Annotated in this window: 28 protein-coding genes and 1 tRNA gene; all 29 read right to left on the reverse strand. The window is 35.1% G+C overall.

Going from position 1 to position 25,270, the window contains the following annotated elements; translation table 11 throughout:
- Nucleotides 1-206: 206 nt before the first annotated feature.
- On the reverse strand, nt 207-3,743 hold the full coding sequence (gene nifJ / locus BUB90_RS07355; protein WP_073285374.1) for a pyruvate:ferredoxin (flavodoxin) oxidoreductase: 3,537 nt from the start codon (nt 3,741-3,743) through the stop codon (nt 207-209).
- Nucleotides 3,744-4,204: 461 nt separating this feature from the next.
- A tRNA-Gln gene (locus tag BUB90_RS07360) sits at nt 4,205-4,276 on the reverse strand.
- A gap of 167 nt (nt 4,277-4,443) precedes the next feature.
- Nucleotides 4,444-6,150 carry a methyl-accepting chemotaxis protein gene (locus BUB90_RS07365; RefSeq protein WP_073285376.1) on the reverse strand — a complete coding sequence of 569 codons (1,707 nt, stop codon included), beginning with the start codon at nt 6,148-6,150 and terminating at the stop codon, nt 4,444-4,446.
- Nucleotides 6,151-6,454: 304 nt separating this feature from the next.
- Nucleotides 6,455-8,161, reverse strand: a complete 1,707-nt coding sequence (locus BUB90_RS07370) for a methyl-accepting chemotaxis protein (RefSeq protein WP_170865458.1) — start codon at nt 8,159-8,161, stop codon at nt 6,455-6,457.
- 372 nt (nt 8,162-8,533) lie between these two features.
- Nucleotides 8,534-9,274: a tRNA pseudouridine(38-40) synthase TruA gene (truA, locus tag BUB90_RS07375; protein WP_073285380.1), complete on the reverse strand. Its 741-nt coding sequence runs from the start codon at nt 9,272-9,274 to the stop codon at nt 8,534-8,536.
- 114 nt (nt 9,275-9,388) lie between these two features.
- Entirely contained in the window at nt 9,389-10,195 is an 807-nt protein-coding gene (locus BUB90_RS07380; protein WP_073285381.1) for an energy-coupling factor transporter transmembrane component T family protein, read from the reverse strand.
- A 9-nt stretch (nt 10,196-10,204) separates the two neighbouring features.
- Nucleotides 10,205-11,068, reverse strand: coding sequence for an energy-coupling factor transporter ATPase (locus tag BUB90_RS07385; RefSeq protein ID WP_073285383.1), 864 nt, complete (start codon nt 11,066-11,068; stop codon nt 10,205-10,207).
- Nucleotides 11,069-11,083: 15 nt separating this feature from the next.
- The gene (locus BUB90_RS07390; protein WP_073285386.1) at nt 11,084-11,932 is read right to left on the reverse strand and encodes an energy-coupling factor transporter ATPase; all 849 of its coding nucleotides are present in this window, start codon (nt 11,930-11,932) and stop codon (nt 11,084-11,086) included.
- A gap of 212 nt (nt 11,933-12,144) precedes the next feature.
- Nucleotides 12,145-13,395 (reverse strand): DUF6709 family protein, encoded by a 1,251-nt coding sequence (locus BUB90_RS07395; protein ID WP_073285390.1) that lies wholly within the window; start codon nt 13,393-13,395, stop codon nt 12,145-12,147.
- 284 nt (nt 13,396-13,679) lie between these two features.
- The gene (locus tag BUB90_RS07400; protein WP_073285393.1) at nt 13,680-14,216 is read right to left on the reverse strand and encodes a bL17 family ribosomal protein; all 537 of its coding nucleotides are present in this window, start codon (nt 14,214-14,216) and stop codon (nt 13,680-13,682) included.
- 164 nt (nt 14,217-14,380) lie between these two features.
- A complete protein-coding gene (locus BUB90_RS07405; RefSeq protein WP_073285396.1) occupies nt 14,381-15,340 on the reverse strand; it encodes a DNA-directed RNA polymerase subunit alpha in 960 nt (319 codons plus the stop codon).
- Nucleotides 15,341-15,481: 141 nt separating this feature from the next.
- The gene (rpsD, locus tag BUB90_RS07410) at nt 15,482-16,075 is read right to left on the reverse strand and encodes a 30S ribosomal protein S4 (RefSeq protein WP_073285400.1); all 594 of its coding nucleotides are present in this window, start codon (nt 16,073-16,075) and stop codon (nt 15,482-15,484) included.
- A 157-nt stretch (nt 16,076-16,232) separates the two neighbouring features.
- On the reverse strand, nt 16,233-16,628 hold the full coding sequence (gene rpsK, locus BUB90_RS07415) for a 30S ribosomal protein S11 (RefSeq protein ID WP_073285403.1): 396 nt from the start codon (nt 16,626-16,628) through the stop codon (nt 16,233-16,235).
- Between the two features lie 58 nt (nt 16,629-16,686).
- The gene (gene rpsM, locus BUB90_RS07420) at nt 16,687-17,055 is read right to left on the reverse strand and encodes a 30S ribosomal protein S13 (RefSeq protein WP_073285408.1); all 369 of its coding nucleotides are present in this window, start codon (nt 17,053-17,055) and stop codon (nt 16,687-16,689) included.
- Between the two features lie 576 nt (nt 17,056-17,631).
- Nucleotides 17,632-17,745 (reverse strand): 50S ribosomal protein L36, encoded by a 114-nt coding sequence (gene rpmJ, locus BUB90_RS07425; RefSeq protein WP_073285411.1) that lies wholly within the window; start codon nt 17,743-17,745, stop codon nt 17,632-17,634.
- A 254-nt stretch (nt 17,746-17,999) separates the two neighbouring features.
- Nucleotides 18,000-18,218, reverse strand: a complete 219-nt coding sequence (gene infA / locus BUB90_RS07430) for a translation initiation factor IF-1 (RefSeq protein WP_073285414.1) — start codon at nt 18,216-18,218, stop codon at nt 18,000-18,002.
- A gap of 59 nt (nt 18,219-18,277) precedes the next feature.
- Nucleotides 18,278-18,553, reverse strand: a complete 276-nt coding sequence (locus tag BUB90_RS07435) for a KOW domain-containing protein (protein ID WP_073285419.1) — start codon at nt 18,551-18,553, stop codon at nt 18,278-18,280.
- A 10-nt stretch (nt 18,554-18,563) separates the two neighbouring features.
- Nucleotides 18,564-19,319 carry a type I methionyl aminopeptidase gene (gene map, locus BUB90_RS07440; protein WP_073285422.1) on the reverse strand — a complete coding sequence of 252 codons (756 nt, stop codon included), beginning with the start codon at nt 19,317-19,319 and terminating at the stop codon, nt 18,564-18,566.
- A gap of 2 nt (nt 19,320-19,321) precedes the next feature.
- Nucleotides 19,322-19,966: an adenylate kinase gene (locus tag BUB90_RS07445; protein WP_073285425.1), complete on the reverse strand. Its 645-nt coding sequence runs from the start codon at nt 19,964-19,966 to the stop codon at nt 19,322-19,324.
- A gap of 114 nt (nt 19,967-20,080) precedes the next feature.
- Nucleotides 20,081-21,424 carry a preprotein translocase subunit SecY gene (secY, locus tag BUB90_RS07450; RefSeq protein WP_073285428.1) on the reverse strand — a complete coding sequence of 448 codons (1,344 nt, stop codon included), beginning with the start codon at nt 21,422-21,424 and terminating at the stop codon, nt 20,081-20,083.
- A 2-nt stretch (nt 21,425-21,426) separates the two neighbouring features.
- Nucleotides 21,427-21,867 carry a 50S ribosomal protein L15 gene (gene rplO, locus BUB90_RS07455; protein WP_073285431.1) on the reverse strand — a complete coding sequence of 147 codons (441 nt, stop codon included), beginning with the start codon at nt 21,865-21,867 and terminating at the stop codon, nt 21,427-21,429.
- A 26-nt stretch (nt 21,868-21,893) separates the two neighbouring features.
- Nucleotides 21,894-22,076, reverse strand: coding sequence for a 50S ribosomal protein L30 (rpmD, locus tag BUB90_RS07460; RefSeq protein WP_073285434.1), 183 nt, complete (start codon nt 22,074-22,076; stop codon nt 21,894-21,896).
- A gap of 15 nt (nt 22,077-22,091) precedes the next feature.
- Entirely contained in the window at nt 22,092-22,601 is a 510-nt protein-coding gene (gene rpsE, locus BUB90_RS07465) for a 30S ribosomal protein S5 (RefSeq protein ID WP_073285437.1), read from the reverse strand.
- A 17-nt stretch (nt 22,602-22,618) separates the two neighbouring features.
- Nucleotides 22,619-22,987: a 50S ribosomal protein L18 gene (gene rplR / locus BUB90_RS07470; protein WP_073285440.1), complete on the reverse strand. Its 369-nt coding sequence runs from the start codon at nt 22,985-22,987 to the stop codon at nt 22,619-22,621.
- Between the two features lie 19 nt (nt 22,988-23,006).
- On the reverse strand, nt 23,007-23,549 hold the full coding sequence (gene rplF / locus BUB90_RS07475; protein WP_073285444.1) for a 50S ribosomal protein L6: 543 nt from the start codon (nt 23,547-23,549) through the stop codon (nt 23,007-23,009).
- Between the two features lie 212 nt (nt 23,550-23,761).
- Nucleotides 23,762-24,163, reverse strand: a complete 402-nt coding sequence (gene rpsH / locus BUB90_RS07480) for a 30S ribosomal protein S8 (RefSeq protein ID WP_073285447.1) — start codon at nt 24,161-24,163, stop codon at nt 23,762-23,764.
- Nucleotides 24,164-24,187: 24 nt separating this feature from the next.
- Entirely contained in the window at nt 24,188-24,373 is a 186-nt protein-coding gene (locus tag BUB90_RS07485) for a type Z 30S ribosomal protein S14 (protein ID WP_073285450.1), read from the reverse strand.
- Between the two features lie 17 nt (nt 24,374-24,390).
- The gene (gene rplE, locus BUB90_RS07490; RefSeq protein ID WP_073285453.1) at nt 24,391-24,930 is read right to left on the reverse strand and encodes a 50S ribosomal protein L5; all 540 of its coding nucleotides are present in this window, start codon (nt 24,928-24,930) and stop codon (nt 24,391-24,393) included.
- A 22-nt stretch (nt 24,931-24,952) separates the two neighbouring features.
- The gene (gene rplX, locus BUB90_RS07495; protein WP_073285456.1) at nt 24,953-25,270 is read right to left on the reverse strand and encodes a 50S ribosomal protein L24; all 318 of its coding nucleotides are present in this window, start codon (nt 25,268-25,270) and stop codon (nt 24,953-24,955) included.

Here is a 25,270-nt window from a genome sequence, read left to right on the forward strand (position 1 = left end):
GAACCTAGCATGTTTTTCAAACACATTGCATGTAATGCAACATCAAAAAAACACTCTTCATAGAAGTTGTAGGCCAAGTCTGGACACATCGTGTCAATACTTGACATACAACGAATGAAGAGTGTTCTTTTTGCTGGTGTGTGAATGCAATGCGTTTGAAAAACATACAGTCAACAAACTATTTTGCATTCACCTCCGTATCATAATTATTCAGCACGGCCAGCTTTATATGCTAATTGTTCATATTTTTCTTTGGCATCCTTAGCAGCTTTGTCAAATAGATATTCCGCTCTTTCAGGATATGAACGGGATAATCTACTGTAACGAACTTCGCTATTAAGGAATTCTTTGTAATCAGCTGTTGGTTGTTTAGAATCTAATTGGAATGGATTCTTTCCTTCATCAGCTAGACGTGGGTCAAAACGGAATAAATGCCAGTAACCTGCTTGAACTGCACGTTTTTCTTCATTTTGAGCACCCATCATACCGCCTTTGATACCATGAGAGATACATGGTGAGTATGCGATAATGATTGAAGGTCCGTCATAATTTTCTGCTTCAATGAACGCTTTTAAGCATTGATTGAAATCAGCACCTTGTGCGATTTGTGCAACATAAACATTACCATAACTCATTGCAATCGCTGCAAGGTCTTTCTTCCTAGCTTCTTTACCATTAGCTGCGAATTGAGCAATCGCACCTGTAGGAGTTGCTTTAGAAGACTGTCCACCTGTATTAGAGTACACTTCTGTATCAAATACAAGAATGTTTACATTTTCGCCGCTAGCGATTACATGATCTAAACCACCGAAACCAATATCATAAGCCCAACCGTCACCACCGAAGATCCATTGAGATTTCTTAGATAAGAAATCTTTATCTCTTAAGATAGCCGCGCGGTCTGCGTTATCGCAATCGCATGCTTCTAATGCTTTAATTAATTCTTTTGATGCAACTGCATTAGCACCACTGTTGCTCTTAGTTTCAAGATATTTTTCACAAGCTGCTTTTACATCTTCTTTGTCAACTACTTTAGAAAGAGCTTCAACAGAAGAGATTAAACGTGCTCTCATAGCTCTTTGTGCTAATGCCATACCATAACCAAACTCTGCATTATCTTCGAATAGAGAGTTTGCCCAAGCTGGCCCTTTACCTTCAGCGTTAACTGTGTAAGGAGTTGATGGTGATGAACCACCCCAGATTGAAGAACAACCAGTAGCATTGGCAATATACATACGATCTCCAAACAATTGTGTTACTAACTTAGCATAAGGAGTTTCTCCACAACCAGCACAAGCACCTGAGAACTCAAGTAAAGGTTTCTTAAACTGACTTCCTTTAACAGTAGTTTCTTTGAATTTCTCTGTAACTGCTGTTGGTACTTCTTGCTGAACACCAAAGTCGAACATCTTTTGTTGATCTAACATAGTTTCGATTGGTTTAAAGGATAATGCCTTTTCACCCTTCTTACCAGGACAGATATTAACACAAGCGCCACATCCTGTACAGTCAAGTACAGAAACACTGATAGCAAACTTATGACCTGGAACTCCTGTCATGTCTAACATAGGTGCACCTTCTGGAGCATTTGCAGCTTGTTCTTCTGTCATTGGAACAGGACGGATAACTGCATGTGGACACACATAAGAACAGAAGTTACATTGAATACAATTGTCTTTGTTCCATTGTGGTACATCTACAGCAATACCACGTTTTTCAAATGCTGCCGAACCAGCTGGTGCAGTACCATCAACATAATCAACGAATGCCGAAACTGGTAAGCTATTACCATCTTGAGAATTAATTTTATTCTGAATTGAGTTCACATAATCAACTACATCTTTTCTCTTTCCTTCGGCTTTAACAAGAATTTCTTCTGCTTCAGCATTTGCCCAAGACTCAGGTACCTTGAATTCTACAACGCCTGTAATACCGCGGTCAATTGCTTCGTGGTTCATGCGTACGATTTCATCACCCTTTTTAGAGTAAGTTGCAGTAGCTGCATCTTTCATGAATTTAACAGCTTCTTCTGTTGGAATAATCTTAGCAAGTTTAAAGAATGCTGCTTGAAGGATTGTATTAATACGTCCACCAAGACCAACTTCTTTACCAATCTGAATACCATCAATTGTATAGAACTTAATACCATGTTTTGCAATATAAGCTTTTACTTGTCCAGGAAGATGTTTTTCGATCTCTTCTGGTGTCCAGCTACAGTTCAATAAGAAAGTACCACCATCTTTTAAGTCTTGAACCATGTTGTATTTATTAACATATGCAGGACAGTGACAAGCTACGAAATTTGCTTTATCAATAAGGTATGTTGCTTTAATCTTTTCCTTACCAAAACGTAAGTGAGAGATTGTAACACCACCTGATTTCTTAGAGTCATAATCAAAATATGCTTGAGCATACATGTCAGTATGATCACCAATAATCTTGATTGAGTTCTTGTTTGCACCTACTGTACCATCTGCACCAAGTCCCCAGAATTTACAGCTAATTGTGCTTTCTGGTGTAGTGTTTGGATTTTCAGTGATATCAAGTGAAAGGTTTGTTACATCATCAACAATTCCGATTGTGAACTGTTTCTTTTCTGTATTCTTATAAACTGCAATAATTTGAGCAGGTGTTGTATCTTTAGAACTTAGTCCATAGCGTCCACCAAATACAGGAATATTGTGGAATTTAGAATCTTTAAGTGCAGCAATTACATCTACATATAATGGCTCACCAATTGCACCAGGTTCTTTTGTTCTATCAAGTACACTGATTTGTTTTACTGTATCAGGAATTACATCAATTAAATGTTTTGCACTAAATGGTCTGTATAAACGAACTTTTACTACACCTACTTTAGCTCCTGCTGCCATCATGTAATCGATTGTTTCATCGATTGTTTCGCAAACAGAACCCATTGCAACGATAATATGTTCTGCATCAGCAGCACCATAGTAGTTGAATAATTTGTAGTCTGTACCAATCTTTTCGTTTACTTTGTCCATATATTGTTGAGTTAATTCTGGAACTGCATCATAATATGTGTTGCTTGCTTCTCTTGCTTGGAAGAAAACATCAGGGTTTTGAGCAGTACCACGAGTAACAGGGTGTTCTGGATTTAATGCACGACGACGGAACGCATCAACTGCCTCCATATCACACATATCTTTTAAATCTTCATAATCCCATGCTTCAATTTTTTGAATTTCATGAGATGTACGGAAACCATCAAAGAAGTGCACGAAAGGAACTCGTCCTTTAATTGCTGTTAAATGAGCTACAGCACCTAAGTCCATTGTTTCTTGTACACTACTTGAACATAGCATAGCGTAACCAGTTTGACGACATGCATAAATATCTTGATGGTCACCAAAAATAGATAGTGCATGACTTGCTAATGTACGTGCAGATACGTTAATAACACCAGGCAGTAATTCACCCGCCATTTTGTACATATTAGGAATCATCAATAATAAACCTTGAGATGCTGTATAGGTAGTTGTAAGTGCACCTGCTGCTAATGAACCATGCACTGCACCTGCTGCACCTGCTTCTGATTGCATCTCTGAAAGAACTACAGTTTGACCAAATATGTTCTTTCTACCTTGTGTAGCCCAAAGGTCAGTATAATCTGCCATTGGTGAAGATGGAGTAATTGGATATATCGCTGCCACATCTGTGAATGCATACGATACGTGTGCTGCTGCAGTATTACCATCCATAGTTTTCATTTTTCTTGCCATCTTAAGATATCCTCCTTTTTATAATTAAGGTAATGTTACAAGTTCTTAGATGCAACATCCCTGCTAACTTATTTATAGCCATTATCATACTTCTTCATTCATCGAATAATATGTATCTTACCTTGGCTTGTTTTTTTGTTCATGTTATTGTTCAGACTGTTATAATTAAACTTTTTGTTCCCCCTTAGCATTGAACGAAAGTTTACTTATAAAATCTTAGAATAGCTATCTTGATTGTATCATTACACTAACGTTTTGTAAAGGTGACTGGCAGCTTGTATTTAATTTTACACATTATACTCGATTCGATTTTATTTCCATTATCCTCTATTTAATAGCTATAAGTTGGATTAATTTGTCTGATTTAGTGAATTGAGTCCCCTGTTTCTTTGATTGCAAATATAAAAAAAACAGATCATGTATCTCTACATTCTCTGTTCTAAAATATCTTATTCTATATACTGGGCCACAAGGATTCGAACCTTGAGATGCTGGAGTCAGAGTCCAGTGCCTTACCGTTTGGCGATGGCCCATCATTGCCGATTCAATATCAGCAAAAACAATTATACTCGATTGAATTTTATTTTGCAATACCTTAAGGAAAATATTTTGTTCTTTGTAAACAATTTAGAATCAGAATGTGTCTATTAAGTAACCTACTCCTAATGGACACATTCTGCTATCTAACTATCAGCAATTACTACAACTTGAATATCTCCACTTCCTTTGTTAGCGTCTCTGATATCTTTTGTAATGTTTCAACTGCATCTGCTACATCCCTCATCGTACCAGTTAATTCCCCCGTTGATGCAGATGTTTCTTGCGTACTTGCTGCATTTTGCTGTGCTATCGCTGTTAGACTTTGAACTGCATCTACTATACGTGTCCTCTCATGATCTAATTTCATACTTCTTTCTCTAATCTCTATAATCCCATCTGTAAATGTTCGAATTCCATCATTAACGCTGTCTACCTTATTCTTACTGATTTCGACCTTCTCACTCTGCTTAACAATAATATCAGTTACAACATTCATCGTTTCAACCGCCTTGTTTGAATCATTTAGTAAGGCAACAATAATGTTCTGAATCTCCTTTGCCGACCGATCTGATTGCTCTGCTAACTTTTGAATCTGCGCTGCTACAACTGCAAAGCCTTTACCTTGTTCCCCTGCTCTTGCTGCCTCGATACTTGCATTTAGTGATAAAAGATTGGTTTCCTCCGCAATGTCCGTAATGATATTGGTCGCCTCTCTAATCTTTTGTGCTGATAGATTCGTTGTATTGGTTTGATTATAAATCATCTTAATAGCATCTCTGGTCTGATTATTCGTTGAACGTAATTCTTCTAAAACTACAAGTGCCTCTTCACCAGATTCTCGCATCACTGCAGCATGTTCATTCAACTGGTTCACATGATCAACGGTATCTTGAATATGCCTTCCCATCACCATTACATGATCATTAGCCTCCGTAGTCTCTTCTGCTTGTGCCATTGCACCTCTAGAGATATCATTCACTGCACGTTCAACAATTTCCATTGTATTCTGTGACGTCTCAGCTGTATTACTTAGTTTAATGGAAGCTTCTTTTAATCCTCTTACGGATGTTCCAATCTGCCCAATTACACCGCGAAGAGATTGTCTTAAGTCCATAGTCGACAAGGCAATTTCTGAGATTTCATCACTTTTCTTAATTGACTTCTTGAATTCCACAGCACTAAGATCACCTTTTGAAACCGCTTCTAACTGTTTCATTGTTTTCTTCAAAGCTTTTATGATTATATTGATTACTACAGTTACAACAATCATCGTTAGTAAACTTACACCTACCATGATTATTAAAATCTTAATTGTCATCTTATTGATCTGGGAAGTGACTTCTTTCGTAGGTTTTCCAGTAAAGAAACAAGCTACGATTTCGCCCGTACTTGGCTGTGTAATTGGTATGTAATATCCATAGTATGGCTCACCGCCTAATTCTGAATTCTTAGTAAAATATGTTTCACCCTTATTGTATATTTGATCGTACGCTTCTTCGCCCATAGTAGTACCGATAAGTAACGTTCCGCTTTTATCTTTTATGGTAGTTGCAATTCTAGTATCGCCAAAGAAGAATGTTGCATCAATTCCAGAATAAGATTTAATCATCTCCACAACTGTGTTGTTGCCATCAATCGGTACGACTCCCTTATATAGGATATTATTAGTATCTCGATAATAATCTGCCGTGCTATCGTCTTGGTAATGTTTTATTCCTACCATAGCAGCCGCATTTAACTGGTTCTTAATTTCTTTGTTTACCATCGTTGTAACACTGCTTGTGCTTGCCATTAATACTGATATACCTACTATTAATATAGGAATCATAGCCATACAGGTTATCTTTTTTCGCAACGTAAATTTCATTCCTAATTCCCCCTTTTCTTCCGCTTATCCTTAATTAAAATTAGTATACCATAGGGAAAATATGAATTCCAAATACAAAAAACATACCCAAAACCTTCTATTTATGACATTTGTTACAACTTTTACTTGGTATTTTATGTTAATTACTAGTACTAATCTGATTATCATGATCATATCCAACAATTACTATCACTTCAATAATCTAAATTATATATTATTTCAACAATTAATATTTGTTTATAACTCTAAATATTTCCTTAGAAAAAGGCACTATTTTTTTATAACAAAAATAGTGCCTTTTTCTTTACATATGAAAGATTTCAACCTCTGAGCTTAATTTTTTAGTAATCGTCTTTAATAAATCGATCGCATCTGCGACCTCTTCCATAGTGAAAGCTAAATCTGTTGTAGACGCTAAAGTTTCTTCTGCGCTTGCTGCATTTTGCTGCGCAATTGCAGTTAGATTCTGTACGATATCCACTATGTGCGTTCTTTCTTTATCCAGTTTGCTTGTACGTTTTCGAATTTCATTAATGCCCTCTGTAAACTTTTTAATTCCACTATTAACACTATTCACTTTAATTCTACTAGCTTCAACTTTTTCACTCTGCTTTTGAATTGTATTCTTAACAACTTCCATTGTTTGCACGGCTTGATTGGAATCCTTAAGTAACATACTTATGATATCTTGAATAGCCTTAGCTGACTTATCAGATTGTTCCGCTAACTTCTGTATCTGTGCGGCAACAACAGCAAATCCTCGTCCTTGTTCCCCTGCTCTTGCAGCTTCGATACTTGCATTCAATGACAATAGATTGGTTTCATCTGCGATATCTGTAATAATGTTCGTTGCTTCTCTAATCTTTTGTGCTGATAGGTTGGTTGTATTCGTCTGGCTATAAATCAAATCAATAGCCTCCTTGGTCTGCATATTGATACCTTGCAGCTCTCCAAGAATATCAATAGCCTCCATACTTGATTCGTTCATTGTACTTGCTTTTAAAGTTAACTGATTCACATCTGATACTGTGTTCGCTATGTAATTTCCCATCTCTACAACATGTGTATTAGCAGTAGTTGTCTCTTCTGCTTGTGCCATGGCTCCTTTTGAGATATCATTAACGGCTCTTTTTACTACCTCCGTAGTTTCCTTGGTTTTATCTGCCGTCACACTTAATTTTTCTGATGATTCCTTCACTAAATCAATTGACTCCATGATTTCTCCAATCACATTACGTAACGCTTCTCTTAGTTTGACCGTAGTAATCGCTATCTCAGAAATTTCATCTGTCTTTTTTATTTGTTTTGATTGGTCGGATATAGCAAGTTCACCTTCTGCAACCGCACCTAAATCTTTAACTGACTTTTTAAGGGACTTAATTATAAACCATAACATTACAGAAGCAAGGATCATAGAAATGACGATTATAAATAATGTAATTAGAAATACCTGCTTGCGAATTTGATCAATTTGACTTGCTACTTGATTGGATGGCTTACCAGTAAAGAAACACCCTACAACTTCACCTGAGCTTGGCTGTTTAACTGGTTGATAGTAGGCATAATAATTCACCCCATCAATTGTTGAATCCGTTAGAAAGTAAGTTTCTCCTTGCTTATACACTTTTTCATAGACATCTGAATCCAACTTCGTATCTAACATCTGTTTTCCGTTTTCGCCTTTCCACGTTGTAGCATAGCGTGAATCACCATAGAAAAAAGTTGCCTCAATACCCGAATACTCTTTAATACGGTCAACAATTGAAGAATCATCCGTTATTTGTACAACTCCTTTATAAAGAATGCCCCTAACATTCATATAATAGTCAGCCGTATTTCCATTCTGATAATGCTCAATACCTACCATAGAAGCTGCATTAAGTTGATTCTTAATTTCTCTGTTAATAATTCTAGTAACAATATTCGTACTTGTAATCATAGCAGCTAAGCCTACCGCTATAGTTGGCAGTAACACTAAGAATGTAATTTTGCTTCTTAACGATACTTTCATACTCATCCTTCCTCCCTTTTCCTATCTCCTACTAGTAAATTACTCACTTCGCATCTGAGTAAACATACATCAAATTACATTATATTTTTATGCCTTTTTCGTAATGTTTTATCATATACTCATTATATCATATGTTTACCAATTATAATATTATACATTTCTTACAATATATTTCCATTATCTTATCTATTTATACTTAAAATATGGTCTTAACACTATTTATAGTACCATAGATTACTTAAACGTTTTCTGTTACTACCGATACTATTAATTTATATTAGTATCCGAATATAGATTACCTAACCTAATTTCATAAAATCGAAAATAGAGCTGCTGTAGTTCAATTTTATCTTTGAACTACAACAGCTCCATTTACTCTTTAAATTCAATATTCACAAGTGTTAGTCCATGTGCAGGAGCATTAGGACCGACTTTCACACGCTCTGGAGACTCTAAAACCTTAGGTATCTTACTTGGTTCCATAATGCCTAATCCTACATTAATGAGTGTTCCAGCAATAATTCTTACCATATTATATAGAAATCCATTACCACGAACACGTAGGATTACCTCATCGCCTTTACATATTACATCTAGACTATAAATGGTTCTTACCGTACTTTTTACTTGTATCTTTGTGGAACAAAAACTCTTAAAATCGTGTTCCCCCACCAGGTAATTAGCCGCTTCCTGCATCTTATCCGTATCTAACTTCTTATATACAAAGTGATGGTATAAACGCATTGTTGGAAGCAAAAATTCCCGATTTAATATCTTATATTCGTAAGTCTTACAGCTCTTATGATATCTTGGATGAAAATCAAGAGGAACTTCACAAGAAGATTGAATTACAATATCCTTTGGTAATCGCTGATTTAGTGCATAGGCTATCTTGTCAGCAGGTATTCTTGTTTCTGTGTCAAAAACTGCTACATTACCAAGTGCATGTACCCCCGAATCCGTTCTACTTGAGCCTATAATCTCTATGTCCTCATCAAGCAACTTCGTAAGTTGCTTGTTAATAACCTCTTCTACTGTAATTGCATTAGGTTGTATTTGCCAACCACAATATTTCGTTCCATCATAAGCAATCACTAATTTAATACGCTTCATACACTATAAAACTCCTAACTGTATATCATTACTTCTTATCAGCTACTAATATATTCCTATTATATTTAAATCTACAGAACCAATTCGAGGCAGGTTCATATTAGCATTGATGACCTAGAATGGGCTTATAAGCTTCACAATTACTAGTACAGCAAGATAACCAAACAGTATAACATAAGCGATGCCATCTTGCTTATGATATTGCAACGGTTTCATCTTTGTCCTTCCTTCTCCACCATGGTAACATCTCGCTTCCATAGCCATAGCCAAATCATTGGCTCTACGGAATGCCGAAACAAAAAGTGGCACCAATAACGGAACTAAGCTTTTTGCCTTTTTAATTAGGTTTCCCGACTCAAAATCAGCACCTCTTGCCATCTGTGCTTTCATGATCTTATCCGTCTCTTCTAATAAGATTGGTATGAACCTAAGTGCAATTGACATCATCATGGAAATCTCGTGCACGGGTACTTTAATCTTCTTTAGTGGATTCATAATCTTCTCAAGTCCATCTGTTAGGTGATTCGGTGTTGTTGTAAATGTCATAAGGGATGATCCCATAATCAACAAAACAAGACGGATTGCCATGAATCCTGCTGTCTCAAGACCTTGCCTTGTTACCTTCAAAAACCCCCATTTCCATAATATATCACCCGGGGTAAGAAAAATATTGAATACCACTGCGAAGATAAGTAAGAACATGATAGATTTCAACCCTTTTAGGATATGCTTAAGCGGCACTTCTGATGTCTTAATTACTAAACCTAGGAAGCCAAAAACAACAAGGTAGGGGATAAACTTACGGAAAAAGAATAAGGATATAATATATATAAAAGTTCCTATAATTTTCGTTCTAGGATCAAGTTTGTGTATGAATGAATCTCTTGGGTAATACTGTCCAATCGTTATGTCTCTTATCATATTCTTACCTTACCCTTCTATTATTTCCCGTCTAGCCCACTTAAGAATCTCCTCTTTGGCTTCATGAATTGTTGTTGCATTTGTATCTACCATTATTCCTTGTTCCCTTAATCCATTCATTACATATGTTACTTGTGGCGCAGCAAGTCCTATCGTCTCTAATACTTTATAATTAGCAAATACTTTCTTTGGCACATCACTATATACAACTTCACCTTTATTCATTACAATAATACGATCCACATATTTCGCAACATCTTCCATGCTGTGAGAAACAAGTATAACAGTTATATTCCGTTCTTTGTGTAACTTAGATATCTGATCAAGAATCTCATCTCTACCTGCTGGATCTAGCCCCGCTGTAGGTTCATCTAATATTAACACTTCTGGCCTCATAGCTAGAACACCTGCAATTGCTACCCTTCTCTTCTGCCCACCGGATAATTCGAAAGGTGAACAATCAATTAAATCTTCTTCAATACCTACTTGTTTTAATGCTTCATAAGAGTGTAGATCTACTTCTAGTTGGGATAACCCTTGATTTTTTGGACCAAAGCTAACATCTTTAATCACTGTTGTCTCAAACAACTGATGCTCTGGATATTGAAAAACTAATCCTACTTTATTTCTTAGCTCACGCATGTTAAAGTCATTATCATAGATATCTTTTCCATTATAATAGATCGTTCCACTTGTTGCTTTCATTAATCCATTAAGATGTTGAATTAATGTTGATTTTCCTGAACCTGTATGCCCAATCAGACCAATAAATTCACCATCTTTAATTGTTAGATTAACATCTTTCAATGCATGTTTTTCATATGCACTTCCTACACTATAACTATAATTCACATGATCTAATGTAATTGACATTTCCTCACCGCCCGTCTATAATCTAGCAATTTCACTTACAAGTTCATCAACTGTCAAGATTCCTTCTGGTATTGCTAGTCCATTTTTTCTTAATTCATAAGCAAGCTCTGTTACTTGAGGCACATCTAATCGATATTCCTTCAATTCTTCCACCCTTGTAAATACTTCTCTTGGGGCACCTTGCATTACTATTTTACCTTCATCCATAACGATAACTTTGTCTGCCCCTATTACTTCTTCCATATAATGTGTAATAAGGAGTACAGTTACCTTTTCTTCACGATTTAACTGCGATATGGTACGAATAACTTCTTTACGTCCATTAGGATCTAACATTGCTGTAGGCTCGTCTAATACAATACATTCCGGCCTCATAGCCATAATACCTGCTATTGCTACTCGTTGTTTTTGTCCACCCGATAATTTATTAGGAGAGTGAGAACGATATTCTAGCATTCCAACTGCCTGTAAACTTTCTTCAACGCGTTTCCATATTTCTTTCGTTTCAACACCTAAGTTTTCAGGACCAAATCCAACGTCCTCTTCTACAATAGTTCCAATGATCTGATTGTCCGGATTCTGAAACACCATACCAGCAGATTGCCTAATATTCCAAATATTATCTTCTTCCTTAGTATCATATCCATTAACCCACAATGTTCCTTCTGTAGGCATAAGAATAGCATTCAGATGCTTTGCAAGCGTTGATTTACCTGAACCATTATGTCCTAATATAGCAACAAAATCGCCCTTTTTTATATCAATATCAATATCATCGAGAGCCCGATTAATTCCGATCGTATTCCCTTCTTCATCTCGACGAATATATTCATGCACTAATTGTTTAGCCTTAATGATTCCCATCTGCAATTCCTCATTTATCTATAATTCAGCCATTATTTACTTTTAACATTGTACGGTATTATGCTTGCAAATGCAAGAGTTACCGTATATAAACCTTTCATTTGCAAAAAGGCTACAATAAACTATTGAATATTTTCATATTCTCCAGTTTATCATAGCCTCTTTACACGAATTATATTACTTTTTAAACTTCTATTATTGAAATATTATTATTAATTATTATCAGTTGTTTTTCCTGCGGTATCATAAGTTTCTGGTACGTACTCTTCTGGTACATATTCCTCTGGTATATATCCTTCTGGTGCTTGTTCTTCTGGTACTCGCACTTCTGATTCCTGTTCTTCTGGTACTTGTTCTTTTGATGGTGCAGTTTCTTCTTCGCTACTTGCTTTTTGATAAGGTAGCATTAAGAATTGTTCAAAATTTTCCATGAATAACTTTTGTAAATCATCATTAAATCCAAGTACAATCTGTGGTTGAGTCTCTGCATAAATACTTAAAATATTTCTTGCATCATCTTCTGACGCTATTGTAATAAAAGTGAATTTCTTATTTCGATCAGCAAGAGCTATTTGTCTAGTTACAGATGTAACTCCTTTTTTAGTAGTTCTTGTTTCTTTATAATAAGCCCAGATATAATCTTGGTTCTTAAGAACTCTAATCTTATTCCCTCTAATATAAGCCGTGTACCTAGTAGTAATCCATACATTACTTGTTTCATATGCCCCATCTAACTCCATACAAAGCTGTTCAAACGGAATACCGTTGTTTACTGCAAACTTCCTAGCATCTTTTGTATATCTACTGCTTAAAGCTCTTATTATTGAAAGTAATGCAAATATTACAGCAAATATAATAACTCCACAGCCTGTAATAGCATATGCTTCATCCACCTTACCAACATAGTTGACTTTGAATATGTAATCGGAATACATGTCTTCTGACAAACCAGCTTGTGTCATGATACTCTTGAGTTCTGAATATTCACGTTTGCTTAGTTTCACAAAGGAACCTCTATAAGAATATGCTACTGGTTCGGTACCCTTATCAATCGAAATTTGTGTATTATCCATCAAGACATCAAATTTATTCATTAAATAATCACCATCTGCACGTAACGCAAGATATTGTGATAAATTAACATCGGTAATGTAATATCTAGCAGTGACTTCTCCTGCCGATTTAGAGCCAAATTTATTTTTCTTATAGGTTACTTCTTCTAAGAAAGAATTGTAAACATATGCAACCTTAGCTTTTATGTATTTACCCTCGTACTTATCTAAGTCCACATTGTCAATATCAATTTTTTCAGGACCTTTTACCAACTTGATTGGTGCCATATCAGTATATACCAATGTACCTATGATTACAGCTATACACACAATTATTTTAATAATTGCCTTATTAATAATTTTCTTTCTTACTTTTTGAAACATAAACTTTCCCCCCAACTCATTACTCATAATATTAGCTCCTATTGATAGCTAATATTTGTAACTCCATTTTCTCAATAACATACTCCATATGATTATAACACATTATTTTCCATACTTCTATAGCTATTTGGGGTTGTTCGCCAATTAATCTATTTAACCATTATGTACCTTTTCTATTTAACTTCTAATCATCATTCATTCTACAATTTTTACACAAAAAAAGAGGCTATTACTTAATAAGTACATTAGCCTCAAAACAGAAAGTAAATGGTAACCACCACTTACTTTCTAATATTTATCTATAGTTTTTCTTACACTAATTCAATAAGAACTTCCATAGCTGCGTCACCTTTACGTTGACCAATCTTAACGATTCTTGTGTAACCACCGTTACGACCAACATATTTTGGTGCGATTTCATCGAATAATAAATCTGTTACATCAACAGTCTTAGTATTCTTTTTCTTACCAGCAGCTTCAGCTGGAACTTCTGTTACAGTGTAAAGAGTTTTAAGCATTTGTCTTCTAGCATGTAATCTTGAAGCACTGTCTTTTTTGATAGTTTTTTCAACATCATCATAAACTGTTACCTTCTTACCATCAACAACTTCTTTCACTCTTTTACCATCTTTATCTTTACGAGCAACTTTAGCAGTTACTGTTACAGTTTCAAAGTTATCCTTTTCTTTAACAGCAAGTGCAATCATGCCCTCAGCAATTTTACGAATTTCTTTTGCTTTTGCTTCTGTAGTAACGATTTTACCATGATATAATAAGTTAGTTACTTGATTACGAAGTAAAGCTTTTCTTTGACTTGAAGTTCTTCCAAGTTTTCTATAGCCTGCCATTTTCTTACCTCCTTATGACTTTTATTTGCAACTATTAAACACAATGTGATCCATAGCCACAAATTATGCACACAAATTGTTTTTGCACAATCTGGCGCCCGCTAAAACGGTGTTTTTAATTAGAATAAAAACGCCTCGCGGGATACTAGTTCAGTATTGTTATTTTATTCATCACTCAAATTAAGTGATAGACCAAGTTCTTTTAACTTAGCAAGTACTTCCTCAAGGGATTTACGGCCAAGGTTTCTTACTTTCATCATATCTTCTGAAGTTCTGTTAGTTAATTCTTCAACAGTATTAATTCCAGCTCTCTTCAAGCAGTTGTATGAACGAACGGACAATTCTAGCTCATCAATGTTCATTTCAAGTACTTTTTCTTTCTCATTATCTTCTTTTTCTACCATAACTTCTGCAGTCTTAGCATTTTCAGATAAATCAATGAAAGAATTAAGATGCTCGCTTAGAACTTTTGCGGCCAAACTAACTGCTTCATCAGGTACAAGTGTACCGTTTGTATAAACATCTAATGTTAGCTTATCATAATCAGTGATTTGACCAACACGAGTGTTTTCAACTGTTAAGTTAACACGTTCTACTGGTGTGTAGATTGAGTCCACAGGGATTACACCGATTGGTAAATCATCATTTTTATTTTTGTCAGAGCTGATATAACCTCTACCCCTAGTAATTGTTAATTCCATATATAGTTTGCTATCAGCACCACCGCTTAAGTTAGCGATGACTAAATCTGGATTTAGAATTTCTATGTCAGGATCGGCCTGGATGTCTCCAGCTGTTACAACTCCTTCACCCTCAAACTCGATATATGCAGTTTTTGGCTCATTCGTTTCGCTAGTATTCTTGATTGCTAAGCTCTTAATGTTCATTATTATTTCAGTAACGTCTTCTTTAACACCTGGAATTGTACTAAATTCATGAACAACACCGTCAATTTTAACTTGACTTACTGCTGCTCCAGGTAAAGAAGAAAGCATAATCCTTCTTAAAGAATTACCCAAAGTTGTTCCGTATCCTCTTTCAAGTGGCTCAACTACAAAACGTCCATATTTTTTATCTTCAGAAATCTCTGCAATCTCTATTTTTGGTTTTTCAAAATCAAACACTATTGGACCCTCCTTTTGGGTTAAATTATTGAGGGTAATCATTCATAACATATAACTTTCATTATATAGTAGTTACGGATATTTTTCTCGGTATAAACCTAAGCAACCCATAACCACATTGATACAAATGAAAACTACATATTATTTAGAATACAACTCGACGATAAGCATTTCGTTAACTGGAACATCAATTTGATCTCTTGTAGGCATTTCTTTAACAACACCTTTTAAAGCGTCTTGATCAGCTTCTAACCAAGCTGGTACTAATCTAGAACCAGTAACTTCTAAGACATCTTTATATCTTTGTGCAGTTTTGCACTTTTCTTTAATTTCAATAACATCACCTGGTTTAACTGAGTAAGAAGGAATGTTTACACATTTACCGTTTACTAAAACGTGTTTGTGGTCAACGATTTGTCTAGCTTCTTTTCTAGTTCTACCAAAACCTAAACGATAAATTACGTTATCTAATCTAAGTTCAAGAATGATCATTAGGTTTTCACCGGCAGTACCGTTCTTCATCTTTTTAGCTTTCGTAAAATTATTTCTGAAAGGTTTTTCTAATACACCATAGATAAATTTAGCTTTTTGTTTTTCTTTTAATTGTAAGCCGTACTCACTTAATTTTTTACCAGCTCTTGGAGCTCTATTAGATTTCTTGTCTATTCCTAGGTAAATAGGATCAAGACCAAGTGATCTACATCTTTTTAAAACAGGACTCATGTCTCTTGCCATGCTATTAGTTACCTCCTAATCTATTAACTTAAATCTTTACCAGTAAACATGCATTTTATACATTTTTTACCTTATTAGTAACAATAACGCTCCTTGTTACTCTTATGAAAGATTACCGTTGTTACAGCGTTTCTATATATTATTCGTAAGTTAAGAACTACACTCTTCTACGTTTTGGTGGTCTACAACCATTATGTGGAACTGGAGTAACATCTTTGATACTAGTTACTTCAATACCGCAAGCTTGTAGCGCACGGATAGCAGCTTCTCTACCTGAACCTGGTCCTTTAACCATAACTTCTACTGATTTTAAACCATGAACGATTGCTGCTTTAGCTGCAGTTTCAGCTGCCATTTGTGCTGCATAAGGAGTAGATTTCTTAGAACCTCTAAATCCTAATCCACCTGCACTAGCCCATGAAAGAGCATTTCCTTCTGCATCTGTTAGCGTAACAATTGTATTGTTAAAAGATGACTGAATATGTGCTTGTCCACGGTCAACGTTTTTCTTAACACGTTTTTTAGTCACTTTTTTTGCTATTTTTTTAGCCATTTCCAAACCCTCCTATTGGATTTTTATTCCTATTATTTAACCGAATAAATTAAGATTATTATTTCTTCTTGTTTGCTACAGTTCTCTTAGGACCTTTTCTAGTTCTAGCATTAGTCTTAGTTTTTTGTCCACGAACAGGAAGACCTTTTCTATGACGGATTCCTCTGTAACATCCGATTTCTTGTAATGTCTTAATATTAAGTGCGATTTGTCTACGTAAATCACCTTCAACAGTTTGACTTGCGTCGATTACATCACGAATTCTTGAAACTTCTTCGTCAGTTAAATCTCTAACGCGAGTGTCTGGACTAACATTAGCTTCAGCTAATATACGATTTGAGCTTACTCTACCAATTCCATAAATGTAAGTAAGACCGATTTCAACACGTTTTTCTCTTGGTAAATCTACACCACTGATACGAGCCATGCGCGTATTACACCTCCATAATTTGTAATTAATTATACTGTTAAGACCGTTTGTAATATCATATGACTAATATAAGATTAACATATGGTGAAATGCATACTACGAAACTTCTTAACTAATCATAGTTTCTTTTTTACTTTTAATTTGTAGTCGGGACTAGTAGCCCCTACATATAATAGAATATACAGTACCATATATTCTGTTTTCGCAACGAACAACCTTCCCAGGCGTTTCATTGCATCAGCCGCTTTAAATTGTGACAAACATAAGTGAATTCTTATGTTCGCTTATACTAAAGGTATCATAGATATCATAAGACAGAGATACCATAGTATATCAAATAACAAGTACACCTGTATTACTGTCAAACACAGCAAAAAGTGCATAACATTCCTGTTATCCACAATATCACAATGGAATATCGTCGATATGATTAATACATATGACAAATATTCAGCGTATAATTTCTCATACGCGCTAGTTACCTAGCAGATTGTAACACAAAAAGCAAGAACTATTTATGATCGAAAATATATATACGAAACAATAAAAAGCCCTTCCGCTTTTTATTGGATATTAGCCTTGTCTTTGTTTGTGTCTAGGATTTTCACAGATAACTCTGATACTTCCTTTTCTCTTAATAATTTTGCATTTTTCGCAAATTGGTTTTACTGATGACCTTACCTTCATCGAGATTCACTCCTTTCACAAAAGTCAGCTCCCATTATACCATTAAAAATTGTAAATAGCAAGCGTTATTTATATAAAATTAATGTTACTATTCAAAACCTTTATTTTGTCATTCATTTTATGTGATTTCACAAAAAAATCATCAAGTTTCTTCGGTTTTAATTGTATTTAACAATTTGTGTGCATCATTATCACTAGGAAAGATGCATACTTGAATAGTTGCAAATTAATTTATACCTCCATTACACCATTAATTATTTATCTCTCCAGATAATTCTTCCTTTTGATAAATCATATGGTGATAATTCTAATGTTACCTTGTCTCCTGGTAAGATACGAATGAAGTTCATTCTTAATTTACCACTAATATGAGCTAAAACTTTGTGTCCATTTTCTAACTCAACCTGGAACATTGCGTTTGGTAATTTTTCGATAACGATTCCTTCGATTTCAACTACATCTGTTTTAGACATTTATAAACCTCCTAAATTCCTTGAAAGGGGATATCCTATCCCGTGGTTACTTTACTAATCTATTGTTTCGAGAATATCTTTATGGATCTCTTAATATCCTCATCCGTTACTTTTTTACCCGAGCACATACACTCTTTTAAAATCTCAGGTATATCATTAATGATTTGAATGTGCTTTATTTTTTTCTTTTTGGGATTTGTGATTTTCTTTCGAATACCATCCACTAGATATACATATTCATGATCAGTCTTAAGTATTACATATAAATTCCCTTTGTCATGTCCAGCTTTCGAATATGCAAGCATACCGTACTGGAAAGTTTCTAATTGATACATCTATACTCTCCTACTTTTTTGCAGATAGTAAAATTGGCTCACCATCTGTAATCAAAACCGTATTCTCGTAATGTGCTGACAAAGAACCATCTTCTGTAACAACTGTCCAATCATCATCAAGCCATTCCACATCATAACGTCCAATATTTACCATAGGTTCTATTGCAAGCGTCATACCTGCCTGCAGTTTAATCCCTCTTCTTTTCTGTCGGAAGTTTGGGATTTCTGGGTCTTCATGCAATGCAGTACCTATTCCATGTCCCACTAAGTCCCGTACAACTGAAAATCCAAAAGACTCTACATATTCCTGTATCGCAATTGAAATATCATTAAGGTGATAACCTTCTTTGGCGAATTTAATTCCTTCGAAAAAGCTTTGTCTCGTAACCTCAATTAATTTCTTTGCTTCATCACTAATATTACCAACTGCCCAGGTTCTTGCTGCATCTGAATGATAGCCTTTATAAATCACACCTGCATCGAGACTAACAATATCTCCATCTTGTATATATCGGTTCTCTGAAGGTATTCCATGAACGACTTCATCATTAACTGATACACAAATTGATGCCGGATACCCATTATAATTCAAGAAAGAAGGAATGCAATCAAACTTTCGAATAATCTCTTCTCCTTTTTTATCAATATCCTTGGTTGTAATTCCTGGTTTAACAAAATGCTTCAATTCATCATGCACGATTGCAAGTATATTACCTGCTTCTTTCATTAACTCAATTTCTCTACCTGATTTAATCGTAACAGACATTTTTATTCACCTAGGGTCTTAACGATGGCAGCAAATACGTCAGCCATATCTACTGTTCCATCTACTTCTACAAGTACATTCTTATTTGTATAGTAGTCGATAAGTGGTTGTGTTTGATCATGATAAACATTAAGACGTTTTTCAACTGTTTCTGGTTTATCATCGTCACGTAAGATAAGTTCGTTTCCACATGTATCACAGATACCTTCTGTTTTAGGTGGAATATGAACTAAGTGATACGTTGCACCACAACCAACACAAGCTCTTCTACCTGACATTCTACGAATGATATTCTCATCTGGTACTTCTACATTGATAGCGTAATCTATTGTTTCACCGATTGCAGCTAATGCAGCATCAAGTGCTTCTGCTTGAGGGATTGTTCTTGGAAATCCATCAAGAACATAACCGTTTACACAGTCATCTTGTTTTACGCGATCTACAACAAGATCTACTACTAATTCATCTGGGACTAATAATCCTTGATCCATGTAAGTCTTAGCCTTATTGCCAAGTTCAGTACCGTTCTTGATATTAGCACGGAAGATATCTCCCGTAGAAATGTGTGGAATTTTATATTTTTCTGCGATTTTTTTCGCTTGTGTTCCTTTGCCCGCTCCTGGAGCACCTAACATAATAATCTTCATAATTTTCCTCCCTTACATACTATTATTACCATCATACTTTCTAATCAATCATTTGTACATCATTATAGTAGTAAAAGCTGCAGGACGAATCACTACAGCTTACTACTTATCTTATTAATCGTTTAGAAAACCTTTGTAGTGGCGAACAAGCATCTGTGATTCAATTTGTTTCATAGTTTCAAGAACTACACCAACAATAATGATCAAGGATGTTCCACTGAAAGATACATTAGCATCAAATGCACCTGAGAAGAAAATTGGTACAACTGCAACAATTGTTAAACTAATTGCGCCGATGAAGATAATGTTATTAAGTACTTTTGTAAGGTAATCTGTAGTAGGTTTACCTGGACGAATACCAGGTATAAATCCACCTTGTTTCTTCATATTATTTGAAATCTCAATAGGATTAAAAGTAATTGAAGTATAGAAATATGCAAAGAAAATCAATAATGCAATATAAATTACTAAACCTAATGTATACTTAAACTCGCCAAAACTTGTAAAGTTACACCAAGCCTGTTGATTCATAATTTTAAGTATTTTCTGACCTAAGCTTGCGCCTGCACCAGAAGCTGGATTAGTTCCAAACAAACTAGCAATAATAATTGGGAATTGTAATAATGAACCAGCAAAAATTACCGGAATAACACCAGCAGTATTTACTTTTAAAGGAATACTAGAAGTTTGTCCACCAACCATTTTTCTTCCTTGTACTTTTTTAGCATATTGAACAGGGATTTTTCTTTCACCATCTTGTAAAAAGATAATGAATACTACCATTGCTACAATAACAGCTAAAATAATTGCTGCTGCAAGTATCGAATTAACTACATTTCCTGAACTATCGACATCAACAAACTTTTTGTAAAGTGTGCTCATATCACTTGGTATTCTTGAAATAATATTAATTAATAAGATAATTGAAATACCATTTCCTACACCTTTTTCTGTAATTCTTTCTCCTAACCACATTAGGAAAGCCGAACCTGCTGTTAATGATACTGCTACCATAACAACACCAGTAAATGTAAGTCCACCGTCTAAATAGCCTGAGTTACCAAATCCAATTGCCATAGCAACACTTTCGATAACAGCTAAAGCAACTGTTACATAACGTGTATACTCTGCAATCTTCTTTCTTCCATCTTCCCCGTCTTTTTGCATTTCTTCCAACTTTGGTATTGCAATAGTTAAAAGCTGCATAATGATTGATGAAGTAATGTATGGTGTAATATTTAATGCAAAGATTGACATGGTGGTAAAAGAACCACCAGTCAATGCATCAAAGAACCCCAAATTAGTCTGCTGACTAAAGAACTGCTTAATCGCATCTCCATTTACCCCTGGGATAGGAAGTTGACAACCGATTCGAACAATAACGAGTGCTATAAAAGTATAAATTAATTTTTTTCTTATATCTTTAATTTTCCACGCATTTCGGATTGTCTGCAACATCCTTAAATCACCTCAGCATTTCCACCAAGAGCTTGAATTTTCTCAACAGCGCTTGCGCTATAAGCATTCACTTTAACATCAAGCTTCTTAGTAAGTTCTCCGTTTCCTAGAATCTTAACGCCATCTCTTGGATTCTTAACGATTCCAGTTTCGATTAGAGCTTCAACTGTAACAACAGCGCCGTCTTCAAATCTGTTAAGAGTATCAATATTAATACCAACGATTTCTTTAGAGTTTCTACAAGTGAAACCTCTCTTAGGTAAACGTCTGTATAAAGGCATTTGTCCACCTTCAAAACCTGGTCTTGGAGCTCCAGAACGAGCTTTTTGTCCTTTATGACCTTTACCTGCTGTTTTACCGTTACCTGAACCGTGTCCACGTCCTCTTCTAAAGTTATCACTGTGTTTTGCACCGTCAGCTGGTCTTAATTCTGATAAATTCATGTGTACACCTCCTTACTAATTCGTGATTATATTTCTTCAACCTTTACTAAATGTCTAACTTGATTGATCATTCCTCTTACTGCAGCGTTATCTGGCATTTCAACAGTCTTATTTAATTTTTTAAGACCTAATGCTTCAACAGTTGCTTTGTGTTTTGGAATGGCACCAATTGTAGATTTAACTAAAGTTATTTTTAATTTTTCAGCCATGTCATTAACCTCCTACTAACCTAGTAGCTCTTCAACTGAAACACCGCGAAGTTTAGCTACTTCTTCAGGAGTTTTAAGTTGGTTTAATCCTTCGATTGTAGCAAGTACTACGTTTTGCTTATTATTTGATCCTAATGATTTTGTACGGATATTCTTAAGGCCTGCAAGTTCGATAACGGCACGAACTGGTCCACCTGCAATAACACCTGTACCTTCCGGAGCTTTCTTAAGTAATACAGAAGCGCTTCCGAATTTACCAAGGAAGTCATGTGGAATACTTCCATTCTCATCCATAGGTAATGAGATTAATTTTTTAGTTGCATCTTCTTTTCCTTTACGAATTGCTTCAGGAATTTCAGCTGCTTTACCTAAACCAACACCAACGTGTCCGTTCTTGTCACCAACAACTACTAATGCAGTAAATCTGAAGTTACGTCCACCTTTTACTACTTTAGTAACACGTTTGATTGATACTACTTTATCTTCTAATTCCATCTGACTAGCATCAATGATTGTACGTTTCATCTATTCTCCTCCTTACCCTAGAATTCTAGACCAGCTTCTCTTGCTGCATCTGCTAAAGCTTTTACTTTACCTTGATATATGAATCCGCCTCTATCGAAGACTACTGTAGTAATACCTTTTTCTAATGCTTTTTTCGCAATAACAGTTCCTAAATATGCTGCTGCTGCTACGTCATTTGTCTTATCAAGCTCAGCCTTAACTTCTTTTTGTAAAGTCGAAGCTGATACTAAAGTATTACCAACTGTATCATCAATAATTTGAGCGTACATATGATTATTACTTCTAAACACAGCTAAACGTGGTCTCTGAGTAGTGCCAGAGAAACGATTACGTAATTTTCTATGTTTTTTAACACGAACTTTACTTCTTGATTCTTTACTAACCATTGTTTTTACACTCCTTTAATTATTTTTTACCAGTCTTACCAACTTTACGTCTAATAACTTCATCAGCATATTTAATACCTTTACCTTTGTAAGGTTCTGGTTGTCTCTTTTCTCTGATATTAGCAGCGTATTGGCCAACTTTTTCTTTATCTATACCTTTAACAATAACCTTATTTTGTCCTTCAAGAATTACTTCGATGCCTTCTGGATCTTCCATAACTACAGGATGAGAATATCCTAAAGATAATGTTAATGTTTTTCCTTGTTTTGCAGCTCTATAACCAACACCGTTGATTTCAAGAACTTTTTCATAGCCAGCTGTTACACCAACTACCATGTTTGAAATTAATGTTCTAGTAAGACCATGTAAAGATTTCATTTTCTTTAAGTCGCTTGGTCTTGTTACAACAATTTCTTCGCCTTCAACTTTAATGTCCATTTCTGCTGGTAAAACTCTTTCAAGAGTTCCCTTTGGACCGTTAACAGTCACTTTGTTATTTTCTGCTACCGTTACAGTAACGCCTGCAGGGATAGCGATAGGCATTCTTCCTATACGTGACATGTTGCACCTCCTATAATATTACGACGCATGCTTTGTATCCGTTACAGTTACCATGAAGCAAGCGCGTACATGTTTTAAGTTATCAGTAACTTACGTTACATTCTTATCTTCTAGTCCTTTTTAGTAAAGCTTATTAAATAAGTCTACTTCTAGGAATGAAGTACATGAGAATCGAAGATTCTCATGTATAACAGCTACATTCTAGTCGTTTATTACCAAACGAATGCTAAAACTTCTCCACCTACATTAAAAGCTCTTGCTTCTTTATCAGTGATAACACCTTTGCTTGTAGAGATGATAGCTGTTCCTAAACCACCAAGAACCTTTGGTAAGTTTTCTTTGGTTGCGTATACACGAAGACCTGGTTTAGAAATTCTTTTAAGACCTGTGATGATCTTAACATTCTTATCTTTACCATATTTTAATGTAATATGGATATTGTTAAATCCGTCTACTTCTTCAATTTCAAAACTTTTGATGTATCCCTCTTTTAAAAGGATTTCAGCGATAGCTACTTTCATTTTAGAAGCAGGTACATCTACAGTATCATGTTTAGCAGTATTCGCATTACGAATTCTTGTAAGCATATCTGCGATTGGATCATTCATTGTCATTTAATTTTGCCTCCTTCCTTAATTCTACCAGCTTGCCTTTTTAACACCTGGAATTTGTCCTTTATATGCTAATTCACGGAAACAAATTCTGCAGATTCCGTATTTTCTTAAATAAGCATGTGGACGACCACAAATTCTACAACGGTTGTATTCTCTTGTAGAGAATTTCTGTGGACGTTGTTGTTTTACCTTCATTGACGTCTTAGCCATGAATTTTTCCCTCCTAACTATTTTTTGAATGGCATACCGAATAATGATAATAAATAACGAGCTTCCTCATCAGTTTTAGCTGTTGTTACAAATATGATATCCATACCTCTAACTTTATCAACCTTATCATATTCAATTTCAGGGAAAATTAATTGTTCTTTAATACCAAGTGCATAATTTCCTCTACCATCAAATGCATTAGGATTAACACCTCTAAAGTCACGTACACGAGGTAATGCTAAATTAATTAGACGATCAGCGAAATCATACATTCTTTCGCCACGAAGAGTTACTTTACATCCGATAGGCATACCTTCTCTGATTTTGAAGTTCGCTACAGAGTTTTTCGCTCTTGTTAATACAACTTTTTGACCAGCGATAATTTCAAGATCTTTAACAGCTGTATCTAATACTTTTGCGTTGTCTTTTGCTTCACCAACGCCCATGTTAATTACTATTTTATTAAGTTTAGGTACTTCCATAACGTTCTTGTATCCGAACTTTTTGATCATACCTTCAACGATTTCGTTTTTATAAGTTTCTTTTAATCTACTCAACTTATGAGACCTCCTCTCTTAATTAGTCGATAACTTCGCCAGTTGACTTAGCGAAACGTACTTTTGTAGGGCCTTTTTTACCATCAACAGTTTTAAAACCGATTCTAGTAGTCTTTCCTTTTACAACGTACATAACGTTTGATGCATCAATTGGTGCTTCTTGGTGTATAATTCCACCGTTTGGATTAGATTGACTTGGCTTAGCATGTTTAGTTACAGTGTTTACGCCTTCAACTAATACCTTTCCGTCTTTAACAGAAACAACTTTGCCTTCTTTGCCTTTATCTTTACCAGCGATTACTTTAACAGTATCACCTTTTTTGATTTTTGTTGTTGACAC

It is taken from the genome of Anaerosporobacter mobilis DSM 15930 (genome assembly GCF_900142955.1).
Lineage (GTDB): Bacteria > Bacillota > Clostridia > Lachnospirales > Lachnospiraceae > Anaerosporobacter > Anaerosporobacter mobilis.